Consider the following 20,896-nt stretch of genomic DNA (forward strand, 5'->3'; position numbering starts at 1 on the left):
GGTTTGCAACCTGCCAATCCTCCGACGTAGAACAGATTCTCAACGCCTACAGCTCAAAATCGATCAACGCCTCATCGATCGCCTTGCTTTCGGCGTCTTCATCTCGATCCGACGAATCGCTGATGACATCAATCAACTCGACATCCACGCGGGACATCGTCGACGTCGCCACGATCCTGTCAGTGACCGACTGCAGCGTTTCAATCTGGTCGATCGGGTAGCCCTCGATCACCGCTGGTGTGGGTGCTTCAATCTGATCACTCAGCGTGTTGACGGTGACGAATTCGCCTTCAGGCTCAAGTCCCCTCAGTCGGGCGATTTCATTGACCACCAGCAAGGCATCCAAGGCTGTGATCTTGCCGTCGCCGTTGACATCGTAGTAGTCAGGACCGCGATCGGTGGGCGATACCAGAATCGGATTGGGTCGGTCGTCGTTCAATCGCAATCGGTTCACGATGATCAACGCGTCCAATGCAGTGACTTCTCCGCTCGCGTTGACGTCGTTGAACGCAATCGGATTCTGTAACGTGCTCTGCACGACCACCAAGTCGACTGTTGCCGTGTTGCTTTCGAATCCGGTCACATCCGCGACCGAATACTCCAACGAATCGGTTCCGGTGAATCCAAGGTTTGGCGTGTACCGGATCGTGCCGTTTGGCAACACGGTGGCAACTCCATTGGTCGGCTGTGTCACCACGGTGATCTTCGTCGGATCGGGTTGGCCGATGTCATTTGCTAACACATCCAACTCGACCGCGACATCAACTGACGTTCCCAGCAGATCATTCACCGCTTCGGGAGCCAAGCCGACTCGCAGTGTCACATTCCCCTGCTGGCTTTGCTGACCAGCAAGATCAGCAACCGTGTACTGGAATTGAACCGTTCCTCGGAAACCGGTTGCGGGTGTGTAACTCAGCGTGCCGTCGCCATTGTTCACCAACGCACCGGATGTGGGTTGAGTGGTGATAATGACCGTCGCTGGGTCGATGCTACCATCACTGTCGGAATCGTTGAGCAAAGGCAACAGCAACGTTGTCGTATCCGGTGCCACGTCAAAGGTGTCGTCTCCAACGTCCGGTGCGTCATTGATCCCCGTCACCGTGATGGACACCTGTGCCGTCGGCGCGGGCACCTCTCCGTTTGCGTCGACAACAGCGTACGTGAAACTATCGACCATCGTTTCATTGGGCCCCATGGCCTTCAGGGTAGCTGAAGTGGTCGGGTCGTAAACGATTTCACCAGTGATGCTGTTGTAAGTCGCGGTCGCACCCAAGGTTGTCGTGAACTGTGAGTTCAAGACGACGGTAAGAACGTCTGCGGGCAAATCAGGGTCACCATCATTCGCCAGCAATTCCGATGCCTGGATCCGCACCACGGTGTCTTCGTCCGTGGTGAGCACATCGTCCATCGGCGTCGGTGGATCATCGGTTCCGTTGATTGTCACGTTCAACGTCACCGTGTTGGATCGGCCACCCAACGAATCAATCGCCGTGACATCCAAATCGACGACGCCCGATGCATCAGGTGCGAGGGTAAACGTCAAGAATCCATTGGCATCAATGGCCGGAGGCACGCTAAACAAAGACGGTGAACCGACCGGGGACAAGACTTCAAATCCCGTAACGGTTTGAGTCGTTGCCTCCTCAGCAGGTCCGGGTGAAATGTTCGTCGCCCAAGGATTCACGCTGGAATATGCTCCAGAATCTTCGTCCACAACGATGTCGGCCCCCGGCGTGAATGTCGGGGCATCGTTGATCGCCGCAACATTGATCTCAAAACGGTGGACGATCGAATTCACATCGCCGTTGGGAGCACTGTTAGGACCTGAATCCGACAAGATCACATCGACGACTGCGATTCCATTCGCATCGGGCAGAGCTGTGAATTGCAGCGTAGCTGCATCACCATCCAGTGTGATCGTCGGCGAACCCCCCACGTCGAACAATCCACCTCCGCTGATAATGTTCAAACTCAACGACAGCGTTTGTGGACTCGAGGTAAACGTTCCATTGAGCTCATCATTCGCTGTGGACGGTCCGACAGCCAAGCCGACCATCCAGTCGACCAATGTGACTTCGCCGGCACCTTCGTCGACGAAGACGTCATTGCCACCTGAGAACAACGGTGCATCGTTGACCGGCGTCACCGTGATGGGGACGGTCACCATCGTGGTCCGTGCATCATCAAACCCGACTCCGCCGGTTCCCAAGGCAACGGACTGACCGTCGTCGACAACGCTGTAGACGAAACTGTCCGTACCCACAAAATCAACCGGGGGCTGATATTGGTACCCGGTCACCAAATTGTTGCTGTCCAGAATCGGTGTCAGCGTTCCGCCCTGCGAAGTGGTTGTCGGGAAGTTCGGACCCAACGACAACGTCTGATTTCCGCCCGGTGCGGGAGCTAGATTAGCGGCCTCATTGACCGCTCCCACGTTATAGGAGCCCAACAAGTCGCCTGCAGCCAACCCGCCGGCTACCGAGAAGTCAATCGGCATGTCTTCCTGTACGCTGAACGCCAATGGGCTCACCCCGGCACGCAGTTCGGGAGCGTCGTTGGACGGCAAGACATCGATCGTCAATGTCACGGGTACCGATTCATTCAGGTCACCACGCGCCAAATCGGATGCGCCGGAATCTCGCAAGATGATTTCAAACTCGAAGCGGCCGAACACGTCTTCTGCGGGTTGATAGGTCAACACGCCCGTTGTCGAAAGACTTGGCGGCGAGACGAAGAAGTCAGACTGATTCGCGATCGCATAGCTCAACGGATTGACATCGAACGTCAACGTTTGGCCGGTTGTGATGTTTGTCTCATCCGTTGCCGTTCCGATCGGACCTGCTGAAATATTGAACGCAAATCCGGTGGACCGCTGCACGCTAGCATCTTCCGCCACTTCCAGGTTCAACGAAACTGTGTCAAACGATGGGCGGTCATTTACCGGATTGAGGACCAACTGCACACGGTTCGTCACCGAGCGTCTGTCGTCGATCAAACCCTGACCAAAGAGCGAATAGGTCTCTCCACCAAGTGGACTGTCATCCGTTACTTGGTAGGTAAACGAATCGATCGCGTTGATGTTGGTATTGCGATCAACCGGTGGAGTGTAGAGCAGCGATACGACGTCGCCATTGATGTCCGTCACAGGTTGCAACGTTCCGCCCAAGGCAGTCGTTGCTGGGAAACCCGTGATCCGCAGGATCTGAGAGCCACCGCTGAAGTTTCCGACTTCGTTGGCAGGACCAGCATTGAATACGTCCAACAATCCGGGTTGGCGATACGGATCAGTGACCGGAGTTGTGTTTCTCGCAAACAACTCGAATGGTTGGACTGTTCCGCCAGCTTGAGTGTTGTCTTCTTTCAACACATAGGTGAGTGTTCCGTCATTGGCGATCGTGTAGGCCTCATCTGGCGAAGCCGAATCGCTGGTTCCAGCCAAACTCGATTCCAAACGCGGAGGATCATTCACCGGCTGAACATTCAACTGGAACGTAATTCGTGATTGAATCGGCACGAACGTGGGGTCGAATGGATCAGCATCCATCACGTCCACCACAATCTCAGCCGAGCCGAACTGATCCGGAGCAGGGAATACCGAGATCGAGCCATTTGATGAGATCAATGGATCCTTCCAAAACAGTCCAGCAGGGATGATCGACTCGCTTGTCACGATCGAGAACACCACCGACTCACGCTGCAATTCATCCAACGCCGATGGCGGTCCAGGGCTGATGCTTGTCGCCCAACCAGGAACCAGCGTTTCTCCGTTGTCGTCTCGCTCCAAGACATTGACCACAGGGTTGAACGCAAACGTTGGTGCATCGTTCTCAGGTGCCACCGAAATCGTTACCGTCGCCGGCACCGATCTCTGGTCTACCAAATCGACCTGCGAGTCAATCAGTGAACCATCAACGATTCCGCTACCAGGCACCACCGTCAAACCGTCATCGGCAACGATGTAGGTGAACACCTCGACCGCAGCAAAGGGCGTTCGGCGGTTGTAGTCGTCCGCAGGCGTATACACCCCGGTCGTAAACGCACCATCGACAAAGGTAAAGCTCAGCGTGCCACCGGAGACAGTGGTCATCGTCAGCGTTCCGTCACCGTCGTTGTTCGTCAATGGATCGATCAAATCGTTGACGTCAACGGATTCATCTCCATCAGCAAATCCGACAATTCGCAATGTCTGCTCCACTTCATTGTACGGAGCATTCGGCTGCGGAGTGGCATCGCTGGGCAGGGCAGGCGTGGATCCCGTCAGATTCAACAGATCGTTGACATCAAACGTGATTGTGTTGTCCTCCACTCCACTGAGCGATCGATCGAACGCTTCTGGGCGATCGTTGACAGGATCCAACAGGATCGAAATCGTACCGTTGGATTCTGCAGGATTGAGTTGCAGATTCCCAAACGGTTGCGAGGGGCTCAATGCCAGTTCATCGACACCGTTGTCGCGAACTCGATACTCAAACGTATCCAAGCCATAAACGTTGGCGGGAGGCGTGTATACCAAACCATTGGCCGTCAGCTGAACCGTTCCTCCCAATGCCGTCGTGATCGACGTCGGCACCAGGGTCAGATTGGCGCTGTCCGTGACATTGGCTCGTTCGTCAATCGCAGTGGCACGAGAGTTCTCGTCGTTGCGAAGCACGAACGCGGTCGGAATCAACAGAGTTCGATCTTCCTGGGGTGTCGGAGGCGCCGATGCAAAGAACGTCATCCAGGCCCCTGTTGGATCACTGGTGATCAAATCGTCGCCAGGAAGCGGAGCATCGTTCATCGCACGGACGTAGATCTCGGCGTTGGCATCCATCGTTAACGGTGTGCCTTGCACAAATGCGCCGTTGTAGAAGGAACGTCCATCGTCTGAAACAGTAAACCCAAACCCGTCCAATCGGCTGTTTGTGCCTCCAGTCGGATCTTGGGAATTGAAGTCCTGATCAGGACGGTAGTCCAGCGAAATCAGGTTACCCGAGACGTCAAACTGAATATTGGTGATGGTGCCGTTGGTCGTTGGGAACTCGTCTGTCAATGCAGGCGGTGCCAATGCAGACACTTCCGTTGTCAGGATGCCGTCCGAAATAGCCAGTTTGGTGACGAATGCGGCATTGGGATTGATCACACTGGGATTCTGATTCGATTCATTGAATGGGAAGAAATCAAAGTCCGGATTTACCATCGCATCGCCCTGAACGCCAGCGACCAATTCAGCCGCCGTGATGGTGATCACAGTGTCCTCGTCAGTGACAAACGACTGGTCTGGAGCAAATGGCGGATCATTCACCGGTGCGATGTCCAGGCTGACGGTGCCCGGTGCGTACTTGATGTTCACCACGGTTACCGGATCTCCATTGATATCCAGCACCGGATCTCCATTTGCGTCCAACACGACGTCAATGCCCTCGTCAGCGACGAAGTACGTGAACGAATCGGGGCCGTAGTAATCAGCCGGCGGGCTGTACGTCAGTTCCCGAGTGTTCGTGTCAAACGAAACGGTACCACCATTGGTCGTCGTCAACGGGAACGGACGGAACTGTGGTGGGAAATTCGGTTCAGCCGAAATCAGGAACTGCGTTCCCTGGATCGTGAACTCACCATCGTCGTTGAGCCCATTGAATCGATTGGAGATGAACGTCAAATCGCTGTCGACGTATCCTTGCTCGATGCCGTTGACGCTGCCAAACGCATACAGCAAGCCGCTGATGGTGTTGGCATCAAAATCGACATCCGCAATCAAGCGGTCGGTCGGATCGGGCGTGAAATTGATCCAAGTTGTGTCGTTGCTGTATTGCCACGATCCAAAGAAGAATCGCACGGCGACCATGTTCTGGCTATTGAGCCCGAGCGAAGTCATGGGCGGAGGCGAGGCGGCAAATCGCGTGAACACACTCGTCTGACTGTGCATGATGTATCCCGTACCGGTCGCGGTGTCGTGCACCGCGATTCCCGCATTGACGGGGCCGATCGGAACGGCGGTCGTCAAGCCTTGCTGTTCAACCAAGAACACATTGCCATTGACCGGATTGTCTTCGTCATCACCTGCCGTCGTGCCCGGTGAGGCAAAGCTCAACAGGTAGGATTCAGGGATGACAAAATCAGTGTCTTCCTGCAGTGTGGCGCCCAACGTCGAACTGTCGATCACGATCGGAACGAAGGACGATGTCGGCGGGTCATTCATCGGCAGAACACGCACTTGAATCTGCCGTTGAACTGTTTCAGGTGCCGGCATCGGAACGGCAGGGTTGCCATTCGGCAAAGTCGTCATTCCGTCATCAGTGACGGTGTAATAGAACGTTGCCCGAGACCCATTCGCTCCGTCGGACGGATTGTTCTCGTTGTAGTCAGCGTCTGGCTGGAACACGACCGACAACACTTCTCCATTGAGTTCAGTCGTCGTCACCGTGCCCGCGACAACAAAGCCTCCCGCACCGTCAGAGACATAAGTTTCTGTTGGGACTCCTGCGGCAGCCACCACAATGTTGCCTGAGGCATCCACCACTGAGATGCTTTGAACCGTCAGCGTTTGCTCAGACTCGTTCCACGGAGGCAACTGAGTCGCAGTGTCCGACATCGGCAACGCGTTGGTCAACAACTCGGCCTTCGTAATCGTGACTGCTGTGCTCGTGTTGGTGTCGGTCGGTTCCGTCGTGATGAAATCCAACTTGTCCTCTGCCACCGGAGGATCATTGACCGGAGTGACATTGATCGTAACGGTCGCCACGACACTGCTGCGAACCGGCAGGGTGACACCTTCTATCGTCTGCGTCTCGATCACTCGATAGGTAAAGAAATCTTGGCCATAGAAATCATCCCGCGGCAGGTACGAGAAACCGCCCGTGTTGGGATCCAAGTCAAAGCCCGTGCCGCTGGCACCAAACCCAATCGCCGCGGCATTGCTCGGTCCTCGTTCCAGTTCATACTGTACCGCAATCGGACTCGCCACCGAGAACGTTCCGCTGACGACCCCATTGAGTTCGTCGCCGGAAACCGGCATCTCAGGGGCTTCCGCAATGGTGCAAGAGTTGTCTGGCGTGACACAGGTTGCGCCCGTAGGCACGGGCAGTACCGCAGACGCGATGAACACGGGATAGTCTTCCACTTCGCCACCGATCGCGACTCCACTAGGAGTCAAGTTGCCGGTGCTGCTGATGCGGAAACGTGCCCAGGTCGACCCGGTCAATCCACCGGCGAGTACCGCTGGAGATGTCGGTGTCAAAATCGTTACCGTGTTCTCGCCGTCCAAGACGACCTGATTTCGCAATACTTGCTCATTGGGATCCAGGAAGTCCCCGTCACCGTTGAAGTCGATCCAGGCATCCAGCAGACCGCCGCCCGTGGTCTCCACGATGACTTCGGCGCCGCTGGAATCCAATGGATTGAGGAAGCTGATCACTTGGCCAGAGTCAGGATCGACAAACACTCCGGCAGGAACGCCTCCGCTGCCAGAACTGATTCCCACTCCGTCTTCGTCGTTAAACGTTGACACACTAAAGCTTGCCGAGTTGCCGGTGTACAGCACCGACGTGCGAATGGCATTGACTTTCAAGTCAGCCGAAACTGCCGCAGCAACACGCTGTGCCAATACGCTGGACGGTTCGCCGGGAACTCGGATGATTCCGACGTCACTGGCAAACGTCGTGTTGCCCGCAGAGATCAACTCGTAGGTCCGAGCGCTGCCGTCGATCGTGATCGACAAAATGTCGCCCGCCGCGCCCGCGGCGGTATCCACGGTAATATCCAGCTCTTCACCCAACACCACGTTGTTGATCGTGAACGATCCTGCCCCCGTCGCAACCGCGCTGATGACCGATGCTGTGTCGTCGCTCAGCGGGAAGGCGAATGCATCCGTTTCGGTATCTATGTTGCGACGAGAATCCGATGCATCTCCCAGACTTGGACCTCCAGCGGGCGAAACGGTATGGCGTGCTCCGTTCTCTGCCAACAGGGTCAAATAACCTGGAATCGTAGTCAACCGACTTGGTGCGTCGCCAAAGTCCAGCTCAACACCGGGCATCAAGATCGTGAACTGAGTCTCGCGATTCACACGGTTCGCCTGCAACGGATTGCCAGCGAGGTCGCGGATCGAACGAACAACGCCGTTCTGTGGCCCCGTTACCGCAGTCGTGTTGTCCAACCAAATGGTTCCTCCACCGGGCGCAAACGTGGTCGTGGTCAAGCCGCTACGCTCGATCGCGGAAATGATCTCCGCCGCCAGCGTGTTGGCCGGATAGTCAATTGCCGATGGAATGAATGGGACTCGGATCACACCGCCCGCCACGCCAGTCGTCGTCAACGAACTGCTTGAGACATCAACGGATGAATTGATCGGTGAAGCAGAACCTTGACTGAAGTTCGGTTCGCCCAGAGCGATCACGTTATTCGTACTCGTGGTGCTGGTTGCCGCGAACTCGCTGTCGATCGCAGCAGCCAACGTCTGGGCGATCACTGTCGCATCCGCTGTCGGCAGCAGCAGCACGATTCGGTCGCTCGTCACGACAGATGAGTTTGTCGTCAACAAGAACGTTCGTGTGTTGTTGCCGATGGTAACCGTCACCTGCTCACCAGAGACAGTTGCTCCAGTGGCAGCCGATGGCACCGTCATCATCAATTTACCGGTGACAGCAGGAGTCCCAATGATTGACAATCCGCCTGATTGAATGTCGATCGTGTCGCCTTGCATGCCGCCGAAGTAGACGCGACCGTCTTCCAAACCACGGGCTGCCAGATCCAACCCGGACGCACGAACCGCCGAACCGATCAGGTCGGCGATTTGCTCGGGCGTCTCGGTGCCGTTGAGCGGAATGACATCCGTGGTCGGTAGCAGGGTTTTTACGGGATTGGAGGCATCGACAAATTCGAATTGACGGGTGATGCCATCACTCGATGCGTACAAGAAGTAATCGCCCACCGCGATGCCTTGATCGACACCATCAACGAGCAAACCGTTGAGCGCCTCGGTGACGACTGCTCCCGCTTGACTGCCCAGCTGAATTCGGTCTGCGCCCACCGCGATCGGGTCGATCGAAAGGGCTGCCTTGATCGCCGGATCGCTGAGTGCCGCCAAGATCGCATCGCGTACATCGGACGCTGAGACCTGAGGATTCAACGGATTTGGCGACGTGATGTCGATCGGAATATTAGGCGACGTGACGCCGCCCAACTTATCGAACTCAAAGAAAATCTCCGTCAGGCCATCTGGCGACGTGATGCTAAAGGTCTGCTGATCCAAGAATCCCGAAACATCGCTGACGACCTGCAAACTCAACGTCTGTGCGACTTGCAACACATAGCCGCTGTCGTATTCAAACGTCGCCAAATTGCCGCTGTCGTCCTGAATCGTGAATTGCTCACCATCCTGGACTCCGAGCCCATCACTGACACTGACGACAACTCGGTCGCGGTTATTGAGCGTGATCTCGTAGGCAGAGCTCGGATCCCAAACACCGCCAGCTGGCGTTAACGCAATCGTGTTGGTTGTGGCCGAGTATGCGTAGGTGAAATCGGTTCCTGGAATCAATCGCCGACCATTCTCAGTCAAGACAATGGCTTGCTCCAACACCGTATTGTCATCCAAACCGGTTCCATCCGTATCTCGCAACTGAATCAGGAACTGTCCCTGTGTACCACTTGCCAAGCGAACGTAAGTCGCGAAACCATCGATGTCCCGGCCATCGGCACCGTTATCCAAAGGATCAGTCAATTCAGCGATCGGGCCGAAATTGTCGACTCGGTCCAAAGCACCAATGTCAACAAAGACACTCGGCCCCGTTCCGGAACCATTGTTGTTGCCCGACGTGTCGGAACGGCGTTGCCCGGCCAAGTCCGTGAACGGAGCAAAGATCGGTGACTCCGCAATTCCGAGGGCACCTCGCAGATTGGCCAAATCGAATCGCTCATCAACCAACCCCGTGGCGTTATCAATCAGCAACGAACCAGCGGCCGGGTAGAAGTTCCGGTTGGCTTGATCCACAAACAACGGGTCACCGGTCGGAACGAACACTGCAAACCCGCCCGCTCCCACATTTTGAGTCGGCTGCGCGTTGCCCGAATACAACATTGCAAACAACTCGATGTCATTGATGCTGCCGTCCGCTCGTACACCAATGGCGTTTCCCACGACAGCGTTGTTCACCAACGTCGGCGCGGCGTTGATCGACACATCGATTCCGACGTTACCACCAACGATCGTATTGTTCACAACGCGAGCAAAGGGTGATGGTGCCGGAACGGCCCCTGTCTGCGCGTCCCCAACGAGCGAAATACCGGCGAACGCGTTATCCGCAAGGATGTTGTTGACGATCACGACGCCCGGAGCCGTTTGATTCTGGTTCAGCGTCGGGAAAGCTCGCACAGTACCAGGACGTGGCAGATCATTGCTGCCCAGCGTGCTGACATCGTCTCGGTTTCGACGTCCGGCATCCACCGAGATACCGAATGTCGAACTGTCAACGATCACGTTGTTCTGTAGGATCACCTGCCCCTGATCTCGATAACGATTGGAGTCACCATTGTCCGGACCATAGGGCACAATTGAGCCCTGAGAATCTGGGCCAAAAAACTCCACACCGTGCTGAACGAAGGTCAATCCGGGAATCGTTGGTGCAAAATTGAGTCCACCAAGAATATCCGCCGCAGCCGGACCTTGCAGGAACACTGTGTCGGAGAACCCAATCCCAGTCGTCACTCGGCCATCCGGCGACGCTGCGCTTACCAAGAATGAATCCTGGACGAACGGTTGATTGATCGCATCCCTCAAGGCAGTGGCCAATTCAACGTCCGTTGATTGACTGTTGTATGGAACCGGGATCGCTCCCGTGGTCGGAGCAGTCCCAACGCCATCGTCCAGGTTATTAAACTCAAAACGAAGGGTCTTCAGTCCGTCGGACAAGGAGACAAAAGAGCCGTCGACGATTTGCGAGCCATGCAGCCCGGTCAACTGGAGCGAGATCCCTTCGCCGATGATGTCGTTGGTGTCATAGGAACGTACTGGTTGGGTCAGCCCAGGTCCCACTGCCCCGGGGATCGCATACTCCGCCGACAAACGAACTTCCAACTGGAATGGCCCCGCATCCACAACCGACGGAGTTGCTCCGCCTGGCAAGAATGATGGAGTGTGGTACGGATTGTCCGCCGTGGCAATTCCGGGATTCGCATCGAGCACCAATTCGCCGCGTTCGGCAAAACCGATGATCACGTCGTCAATGAAGAAACCTTCGAACGCATTGTTTTCGGCGCGTCTGCCTCTCGTGTTCAATACGTTACGCGAGAGCCCTGCAACCGCTGACCCACTGTAAGCACCCGCGCGCTGCCCAGGAGCCCCCGGTGTCGTCGTACTCGTCTCATCATTCTGGAAGTAGATCAAAGATCCGGCATCCAAAAGCGTGAAGCCGTACATTCGCACAGACTCGTTTCCTGCCGTACCGTACAACTGATAGGGAGCAAGCGAAACAGGACCAAGTCCGGCGTGGTACTGAGTCGCAATCACCGTCTGCATCGTGGTCGCAATTTGACCAGTCGTCGAATTGACAGAAATCGGGATTGGGATGGCACCAAACGTCTGAACGCCAGCAAGATCAATCGCAAACGAACTGATCAATGGGTTTGACGGATTGAACTGAACTCCACCGATCGTTGGGTTATTTCCAGGAACCCCGAAACGGTTGGGGGTCGTCGGATCAAGGATTGTTGTGAAACCATTCGCCTGCAACGCTGCCCGAGTATTGTTCGAGATCGTCGCAGCCGTGTCGGACTTGTTGAACCCGATATCTCGCGAGTTCGCAGGGGCCGCAACTGCCAGATCGACGTAGCGGAAAGTAACGGGCGCACTAAACGGATTGGTCAACGTGAACGTGTCATTGTGATTGATCGCCTGCCCCGATGTCGGCTGCAGGACCAACCCAAAATCAAACTCAAACGTGGTGGCGTTGGCCGTCGAATCGTGAATGAGGGTGAAATTCCGATCCGCCGGGTTCGTTCCATCGCCTTCCAGCAATAATTGAGGCCGCACCGCTCCCAATTCCACGACATCGACCTGCGATTCGCCGGCGGTGTTGAAATCAAATCGAATCCGTACATCGCTTTGACCTGCCCAAGGAGACAAATCGACGCGTGCTTGACGCCAATCCGCACGATCAAACAGCTCCCGTGTCAGATGCGGATCACCGCTTGGGTCAATGTATCTACTCTCACCGACGTCAAATTCGTCTTGCCCATCGTTTTGCGTGCCCGCACTGGCACCATTGTTGGTTGCGACTAAACGCCAACCACGGTCTTGTTCACTGGAAACGTAAACTCTCACCGAGTCCAGTGCATTGGCGGATGACGGAATCGTGGCTTCCGCGTCCTGCGTGTCGGCAAAGTAGCTGAAGTACATCACGGGCTCGTCCATCGCCCCGTACTCTGACAAGTCAAAGCCGAAACTTTGGATCTGACCGTGTGCCCCACCTGCAAAGTCGTAGGAATTGAGCGAACGGGTTGCGAGATTTTGACCCGTCCAAGTCCCCGCCTGAGTATTGTTCCCCGCGGGTGTCTCGTAACCGAAATACAAACTGCTTTGCCCAGCGGTATCAGGCCGGACCAAATCTTCTGTCGCGGGTGCACCATGACCATCGTCGCCGCCGCGTTGCTGAGTTTGGTGCCAGAGGTTGATGTCCAACGTACTGAACGCAATCCCGTTGGGTGTCGAAGATGGCATTTGGATTGTGCTTTGCCCCAAGTCCAGAAGCTCTTGAGGAGCACCGGTCGTGTCAAACAAATGCAACATGCCCGTCGAATCCGTCGCAAACAACAGATTCGCGTACTGCGGCAGGTTCTTTGGTCCTGTGGTCAACGATGTGAAATTGATTCCCGGAAACTGGGTGATCATGTTGCCGATGTAACGCACATTTGCAACGCTGCCATTTCCCTGTTGGTTTGGCGGAATGGATAGCAACGAGCCGTTGTCCGTCACCACATACAGCGTACCACCGACATCGGTAATCCCTGTTACCAAGCCGATGTCAACATCTGGATCTCCAGGGTTCGCACCTTGGATCCCGATGTGACCGACTTCTACCGTATTGGTTCCCGCGCCACGTGCGGTGCCGTTGCCTGTCCGGCCCGCACCATTGGCCGTTGCATTGATCGCTGCACCCGTTGTCGGATTCAATCGGTACAGATAGTTCTGAGCAGGAAGCCCGGGAACCAAGCCAGTGATCTGATTCTGTGCATTGATCGTCGCCCCAGTGTAGGTCATCTGCCCGTTTCCACGACCGGCGACACCGTAGAGGTTGAGGGTGCTGTTGCCGCCACCGATGACTTGATAGCTCAATGCATTGAACACCATTCCGTGTCCGACGCGATTCCCGTTGATGATCGCTCGACCAACAGCTGGATTGCCGTTGTTGATGAAACCCTCAAAGGTTTGCAGTCCAGTGTTTCCAACATTGACAACGTTGCGACCGGTTTCGTCGATACTGAAAAATGGCTCCGTGTTGGCATCCGTCTCTACTCGGTCGCCTCGGGCGCCGCTGCTGGCGTAAACGACCCCTCCAGGGTGCACCGCGATGTCTCCCAATGCTGATACATTGTTCGTGTAAATCGCATCCAACGATCCGATCAGCGGATTGGCACCGCCAACGTAACTTGTGTTGGCGGCATCGGAATCCAAGACCAGCAGGTCGACGTCACCCAATTGGAAAGGCACCGCATTCTGTTCGCCCTGGAAAACAACTTGGATCGGTGCCGCAGCTGTCACCAAGGGAGCGAGATTGTTGTCCGCAAAGCGGTCTTCCGCGATTCGGATCACCGACGTCACTGGTTCCAAGCGAACGTCAGGATTCGCTGGATCGGCGTTGAACGACTGACGCAAATCGGCCGGAATCTGAGCATCACCGATCACTGCGACTTCATAGAATCCAGCCCGCAGTTCCACAGTGCCCAGGAATGCGTCGCGATGCCCAGCCGAACCACGATCCAAATCGGTGATGTCGGTGCCTTCCAATGGATTGGCGCGGTCGACCATCACATTGGAATTGGTTCCCATCATGATCAAACGGGCCGGCGACGTTCCGTCCACTCCCAGCCAGTAGAGCAAGAGTGTCGTGTCAGGCCTCGAAAACCCGTCGCCGTAGTCAATGTCAAAGGTCGCGGCAATGTAAGTTTCATCACCCGCGTCGTTGGTCGTGCCGCCGACGCCCTGAACCGTATCCTGCTGCCCCTGAATCGAATCTCGTTCCAGTTGGAACTGATAGCGATTGATCGCCCCACCACCAGTCAGATTTCCTGACACACTGATCGCCGCGCGATCACTCGACGCAATGCTGCCCAAATTCACCGGAACGATTGCGTTTGCTGGTGCGCTCAAGCCGCCTTCGCCTGTTAACAGCGAGTGACTCGGCAGGCCATTAACATCAATGCCGATTTGAGCATATCGAATGTCGCTGTAGCGAACAGTCGATCCGCCGAATTCATCGGCTTCGCGCAGCCTGGCTTGCATCTGATACAAGCCCACACTGCCATTGGCTCCGCTAACACGAACGAAATACTCGCGAGAGGAACCGACGGCTCCCGGCAGAACCACCCGCATCCCTGCGTCCATCGGATTGGTCGTGTACAGGTCTTGATAAGTCCCGTTGATCAAGTTCGTCGGCGCATAGGTACTCTGTTGCATCGGCAAACCAGCGGTCCCTGGAAAGTTGATCACACCATTGATGGCTTCCTGGTGGCTGTTGTCACTTCGCGCCAACACGGTTCCATCGGCTTGGACCAACTCAATCACACTGTCCAGTGTGGATGCGGTTCGATCAATGTCCAGCCAAACCGTTGTGCCTGCTGTCCCCCGGAACGAGTAGACGTCTTGATCACCGGGCGATGCGATCGTGCCGTGTACGGTGAATCCGAGACGTGAAATCTCATCGCTGGACTTCTCGTCCTTTGCCAACGTTCCCAGCGTCTCCGCCAGATCCGGCGTTGCATTCAAGTCCCCATCACCCGCTGAGTTGCCCTCGCGTTCAATAACGGTTTCAACGTTGCGGTCATTGCTGTATTCATTCAATTGCAATCCGCGCCAGGAACCGCTCAGTGGTTGCGTGAGTCCGTTGCCGCCGGTATCCACCAACGGTTCACCAAAGGGATCAAACCCGGCACCCACCGAGTCATCATCAATCGAAGTCAAAATGACCGGATGTTCCGGTTGACCGATCACATGCAACGTGCCACCGACGCGATCCAATATGTCGGTCGCCCTTCCATCTGCAACCAAAGTGGAGTTGCCCTGCAGGAACTTAACGACGAGGCTCTCATCCACTCGACTCTGCAGACGGATACCACCGTAGGTGTGTAAGTTCGTATCGGTGATTGTTCCGCTCACCACGTGTACAATGTCGGTGTCGTCCCAAACGATTTCGGTTGCAGCAAGTTCCGGACGAATTCGCAGACCGGCGATTCCGTTTGCCTCCAGCAAATTGCCGTGAATCAATGGACCGAAATTGCCTGCGGGAGAATCAACGATTCCGATGTCGCCCGTCTGACGGCCCCCATCAACGACCGGCGTGGCATCCAACGCATTGAGATTGATCGAAATCGCCGCCGTGTTCAGTCCAACAGTGCCTTTGATTACATTGTCCAAAATGGTCGGTTGTGATCCGGACACATAAATTACCGCTGGCGCATTGGGGCCCCGCCCTGCTCTAAAGGGATCGATTCCAGCAACTCCGCTCGCGTTGGACTCGAAAACAGTATTCGCAATCCGTGCATCCGACTGTCGTATTTCGATCGCATTGAAACCTGAACTGGTTCCGTTGATCGATGAAGTTCCGCCGGCGAAACCTACCAATGTGTTGTCCAAGCTCAATCGGCTGAACGGCCTGGAATAAATGCCTGCCCAGTCGCCCGCCGTACCCGTGCTGTCGCCATTGTCTGTGGTGTCGAACGTTCCCCCGGCACCATAGCGATCGTCGCTGCGACTGGTGAAAATCACAGGTCGTCCCTCGACGCCTTCCGCAATCAGATCGGCGCCAAATCCGAGTTCAATACGAACATTGGTGCTCTTGACCGTGAGTCCTGGATCTACGATCAATCGTGCATCCAGCCGAGTTCTATACTGCGAAAACGCTTGCGCCGTCGTCGCCGTCGTCACATCGTCCAAATGAGTTGTGTCCGTTCGGTCCAGCTCAGCAACCAGTTGGAATCCACCACTTGCCGTATTGCGACGGTACAAACGACGCGAAACGTAATCACCGTTTGCAATCGGTAAAGCCCCCAACTGTACCGCCTGACCTGCGGCAACGGTGACCGGCACGGTTGGATTTGATAACAGTGATTCAAATCCGTAGTTGTCAACGAAACTAATCGCATACTCGTAGTTGCCTGCTGCCAATCCAGCGCCTGAGGCTGCCACGGGGGTTAGCGTCGTCAATTGTGGAGAGGTCGCTTGGGTCTGACTTTTGGCACCGGACGCATAGCCCTCAATCACCAAGTCGTCACCCAGAACGTGCACAACCTCGGTATCATCAAACCGGCCCGCCACACGCAACGATTCCTTGCCATTAGCAGTCGCGTCGATGCGCACCAACACCCCATTGATTGAATTGTCAACCAGATCATTTCCGTACATCACCGGACCGATGCGGTCATAGTCAGGTACGAATGAGTGGTCTCGCTGATAAAGCAGGCCAGTGAATTTGGTTTCTTCAAAACTCGGCGGGTCGGCAGAGATCGCCGCGGAGCTGGAAAAGTAGATTTCGTTGCCGATCAATGTCGGACGGGCTGCGTCCAAACGGATCGGCTCCACGGTCGTTGGTTGACCATTGATTTGAACCAATCCACCGCCGTAGCGCATGTTGGCGTTGGCGATGTAGTTGATGAATAAGCCCTCCCGCTCAAAGTCAACGCGTCCTTCGGAGCGATCCACACCGTTACGAATGTCGATACCGCCCCAGTCTCCAGGCGATGGTGGTAGACTGAGAGAACTCTGTTCCAATCCGACACCAGGGTCATTGAAACTGGTAAAGAAGACGGGCAAGTGCGGAACGCCCAAAACCTGCAGCGTGCCTTCACTGGCATCGATCCCGTCAACACCACTACCGATCGCAATGCGGCTGCCCAGCATCTTCATGACGACGCCCGCATCGATCATCAGGTTCACACCAGCAGGCACCACCAAATTGCGGCCATCCTTCAACGTTTGCGACAACGAATTGATTCGTCCAATGTTAAAGGACAGGTTGTCGTCAGCCGCTTGGAATCCGTCTGACACGACACCGATCGACCCGTCCGCTCCAGTATTACCGACCAAACGCACGGTTTGTCCCGGCGCTGCGGCCGCCAAAGCGTCAGCGACCGAACGGAACGGAGTCGCTGCACTTCCGTCACCACCAATCGGTGCAGCGGCGTTCACGTACAGCGTGTCTGCCAGATCATCAGCGCGGAACCAGAAATCGAATTCACCGCCGGGGACACCATCGGCATCACCGTCTATCGGAGTCCCTGCCGCATCCAAAATTGACTGTCCGGTAGCCTCGGTAAACTTCACCCTTAACTGATAGGTCCCCGAACTATCTGCTCCTGCGCCGCTCCCAGCAATGTCGGGATCGTAGTTCTCATTGCCGTCCGCGGTGACTCCGATGAAATAATTGCCGGCCTCCAATTCCACACTCAACGCGGAGTCGCTACCGAACGAATCGTTGTTAGCAGCAATCAACTCGGGACCACTGGCGGTCTGACGGTATAGCGCAATTTGAGTGTCCAGCAAACTGCCAACTGCGGTGCGTTCGGCAAACGTTTCCACGTCCAAGAACCCACGTTTGCCCGCGGCGATATTGAAGGAATAAAAGTCCACATCGCGGTTGTCCGGCCGATATAAGGTTCGACCGTGAATCAAGTCGGCTGGTCCCGGAAAATTCCATTCGGAATCACCGCCATACTGAGTCTCACTCCCCATCACCGTCGTCGGGTGCAGGTCATAGGTGTGCCCAAGTCCGATGGAGTGACCAAGCTCGTGAATGGCCGTTTCAAAGAACGAAAATTGCCCGGTGTTGGAACGTCCCGGTCCGTCATACCAATTCTCCGCAGCGTCCATTACCGCCAGAGCGGAATTCGCCGCACCGAGAGTCCCTCCAGGACCACTGGGAAAACCAATCAGCTCGCCCACTACGACTGTGGTACCGCTGCTTTCCGTTTCAACAAAATCAACGCCCAGCTGCTCTCCGAAGTAGTCATAAATCTCACGGATGCGATCCATTTGGTCTGGATTGATCGACGTAAACAGCTGACGACCGTCAGGCAGTGTCGCGTAGGGACGATTCAGAGCAAAGTTAAAACTCCTCTGTGTGATTCCGGCAGTCCCATCGGCGCCCCCGATGTGCTGTTGCTCGCCAACGTCCTGGGCACCCAACTGACCATCCACCCCCGGCAGATCGAATGGCAATCCAGGACCGACAATCGATCCATTGATCATCAACGTCGAGGTGCTACCGAAAGCGGTCAATGGCAAGGCGGTCCCAACGGTATCTCCCGGGTCAGCACCAGGAGTCACCGTCGTGATATCACTCGGATCGCCAGCGACCGTGACCGCCTCTTTGCTACCGATTTTCAACCGATAGGCTCCCGTTCCCACTAGCGCTGCCAAGTCACTGCTGAATGTCAGTTCCACGCGGTTGACTCGAACGTCTATGTTGATCGTGGAACCTGGGTTCGACGGATCGGGAACCGCCTGAGGCTCCGTCACCGTGACGTTCACCGAATCGGGCAAGTAAGCAATGTCATCCGTGTTTTGAACCGTGTCGCCCGTACGAATCAACTGATAAAATGCCGGGTCTTTCAGCGAGTCCGTTCCCCCGCCGGCGAACAAATCGTTGTCATCAAAATAGACGTGAATCACGTCACGCTGCGGAGTCACCGATCCATCCGCATTGGCAACGACCGGCTGTGGCACGACAGCACTGACTCGTGCACCAAGCTCCAATGCGAAATCAATCGTGTCTCGGTCCGAACCGTTCTCCCGAGGCTGAAACGCGTCGCCATTGAGCTTGCGCAACGTGTCGGCATTCGTGTTGACGATCTCTTTGATGCCTTCGCCATAGACCTCTACACGGTAAAGCCCATCGGGCAGACGCTCACCGAAGCGGGCAATCACGACGCGATCGCTGTCGCCAAATCCGATCCATGCCGGCGTGACAACAATGTCATCGGCGGTTTGCAAGACTCCGTCGCGTCCAGCTTCCCGGAACCCAATGCCGCTGCTCAATGTCGCCGGATCAATCCCGGTGTCAGCACTGAACCTGAGTGTCAATTCGGTGGGCGAAGTCTCGAGCCTGTTTAAATCTGTTTGGCTGAAGATATCGTCGGCATTCGGATTCACCGAGACCAGTCGCAACGCTCCCGTATTAGCGGCCGTTCCCAGTGTTTGCCCGACTCGCAGGTCCATCGAATACAACTGCGCTTCAATTCCCGAAACGCCAAAGACTTCTACAAAGTAGGTCCCGGCACTGGTCAAACCGAAGTCACTCGTGGACTCACCCTGTCCTAATCCGGTGTCGTCCACACGCAACAACTCGGCACCGCTGCTGTCCAGCACTCGAAAACCAAGATTGACTTGTGCTCCGCGATTCACCGGAACCGGAGTCCCGTTCTGAGGTCCCGCAAGGTACTGAGTTCCCGTGGGTGAAATATCCACGGAGATGTTTGCCGGGGATGTGACAGCAAACTCGTAAAGGTCAACATCTGTTGAAAAATTATCGATCGAAGCCTGGTTGACCGTGCGAAGCTCATCGCTGAGCACGCCAAAGTCATTCGCGGTGGCCAACGAATCGTTTGGCTCTAAAGGATCGCCGTACAAGATATGAGCATTCCAGATGTCATCTTCTTGGGGGCCATAGAACGCCGTGGTGACAAAGGGCTCAAGCAACTTCGTTTGATTGATCGGCTCGACGTGCGCGATCCCCAGACCGTGCCCCACCTCGTGCGCCAACACGTTGGTCAACGCGGTGTTGGGACCCGTCGGTCCGTCCGCATTCAGACTATAAAAGTTGTCATTGGTATCGATGACCATGTCACCTGAAACACCAATCGCTCCGCCAGCAGCCGGAAAATAGTTGAACGCCAAGATGTTGCTGTTGCCGTCGATGTTCATCCCGCCGATACGCATGTCCGCGCGAACCCCCAACACACCGGTGGTCGCGGCGGTGGCTTCCGCGAGCGGCGCACCATCGTCATTGGCCTCATAAACAAGCGTGATTCCGGTCTGCTCTGACCACATGTCATAGATCCGTTGAAACAACGGAAACCAAGGCTTGCTGGAAATGACGTTGATCCCAGACCCACCGTAGATGCCATCCATGAAGGCAACCACATTGCTGGTTCCCGCCACCGCTGCCGTGTTTGGCTCAATGATCTGGGTGCCGTCAGGTACGATTCCCCACGTCAAGGTCACAGGATCGCCAGTGTTCGGACTTGGTCCGCTCGCAGGGATTGACCATCGAGAACCAGCCAGAATCCCGTTGGTGGATCCACCAACGTGCATGCGTGATTCGAGCTCCTGAATCACTTCATCCGAGGTTCCGGGGGCAAAGATCGGATGAGCCATCAGCTCAGCAGCCAAGAGCTCCCGCTTCTCAAGTGTCTCATGCTGCATTCGACGCGACATGACACTGGAACGGCGGGACGTCGCTGGGGATACGCGTCGGCGGGGGGAGAGGCGATTGATCATGAATCGACAGAACCGGGTAGGTAAATGAATGCCGTGCCAAACCTGACTATCAGTTGGCAGAACCACAAAATCATCAAAAACAAATTAACTGAGCATCAATTGACACCCATTGAACTGGACGGCTCGCATTCGCGAATGCCGACCAGTTCTGAATTACCGTGAAAAAATGTGCCCCAGTTTAAGCCAATTGGCTGTAACTAAGCCACCATC

General features: G+C 55.7%; 1 protein-coding gene. It reads right to left on the bottom strand.

What is annotated here, in order from left to right:
• Positions 1–46 precede the first annotated feature (46 nt).
• Positions 47–20,623 carry a tandem-95 repeat protein gene (locus Pla52nx_RS09505; protein WP_197454409.1) on the bottom strand — a complete coding sequence of 6,859 codons (20,577 nt, stop codon included), beginning with the start codon at positions 20,621–20,623 and terminating at the stop codon, positions 47–49.
• Positions 20,624–20,896 lie beyond the last annotated feature (273 nt).

It is taken from the genome of Stieleria varia, from assembly GCF_038443385.1.
GTDB lineage: Bacteria > Planctomycetota > Planctomycetia > Pirellulales > Pirellulaceae > Stieleria > Stieleria varia.

What these genes read in the sequence shown, in the direction of transcription:
- Pla52nx_RS09505 (WP_197454409.1), bottom strand. Translation starts at nt 20,623, where the DNA reads ATGTCGCGTCGAATGCAGCATGAGACACTTGAGAAGCGGGAGCTCTTG.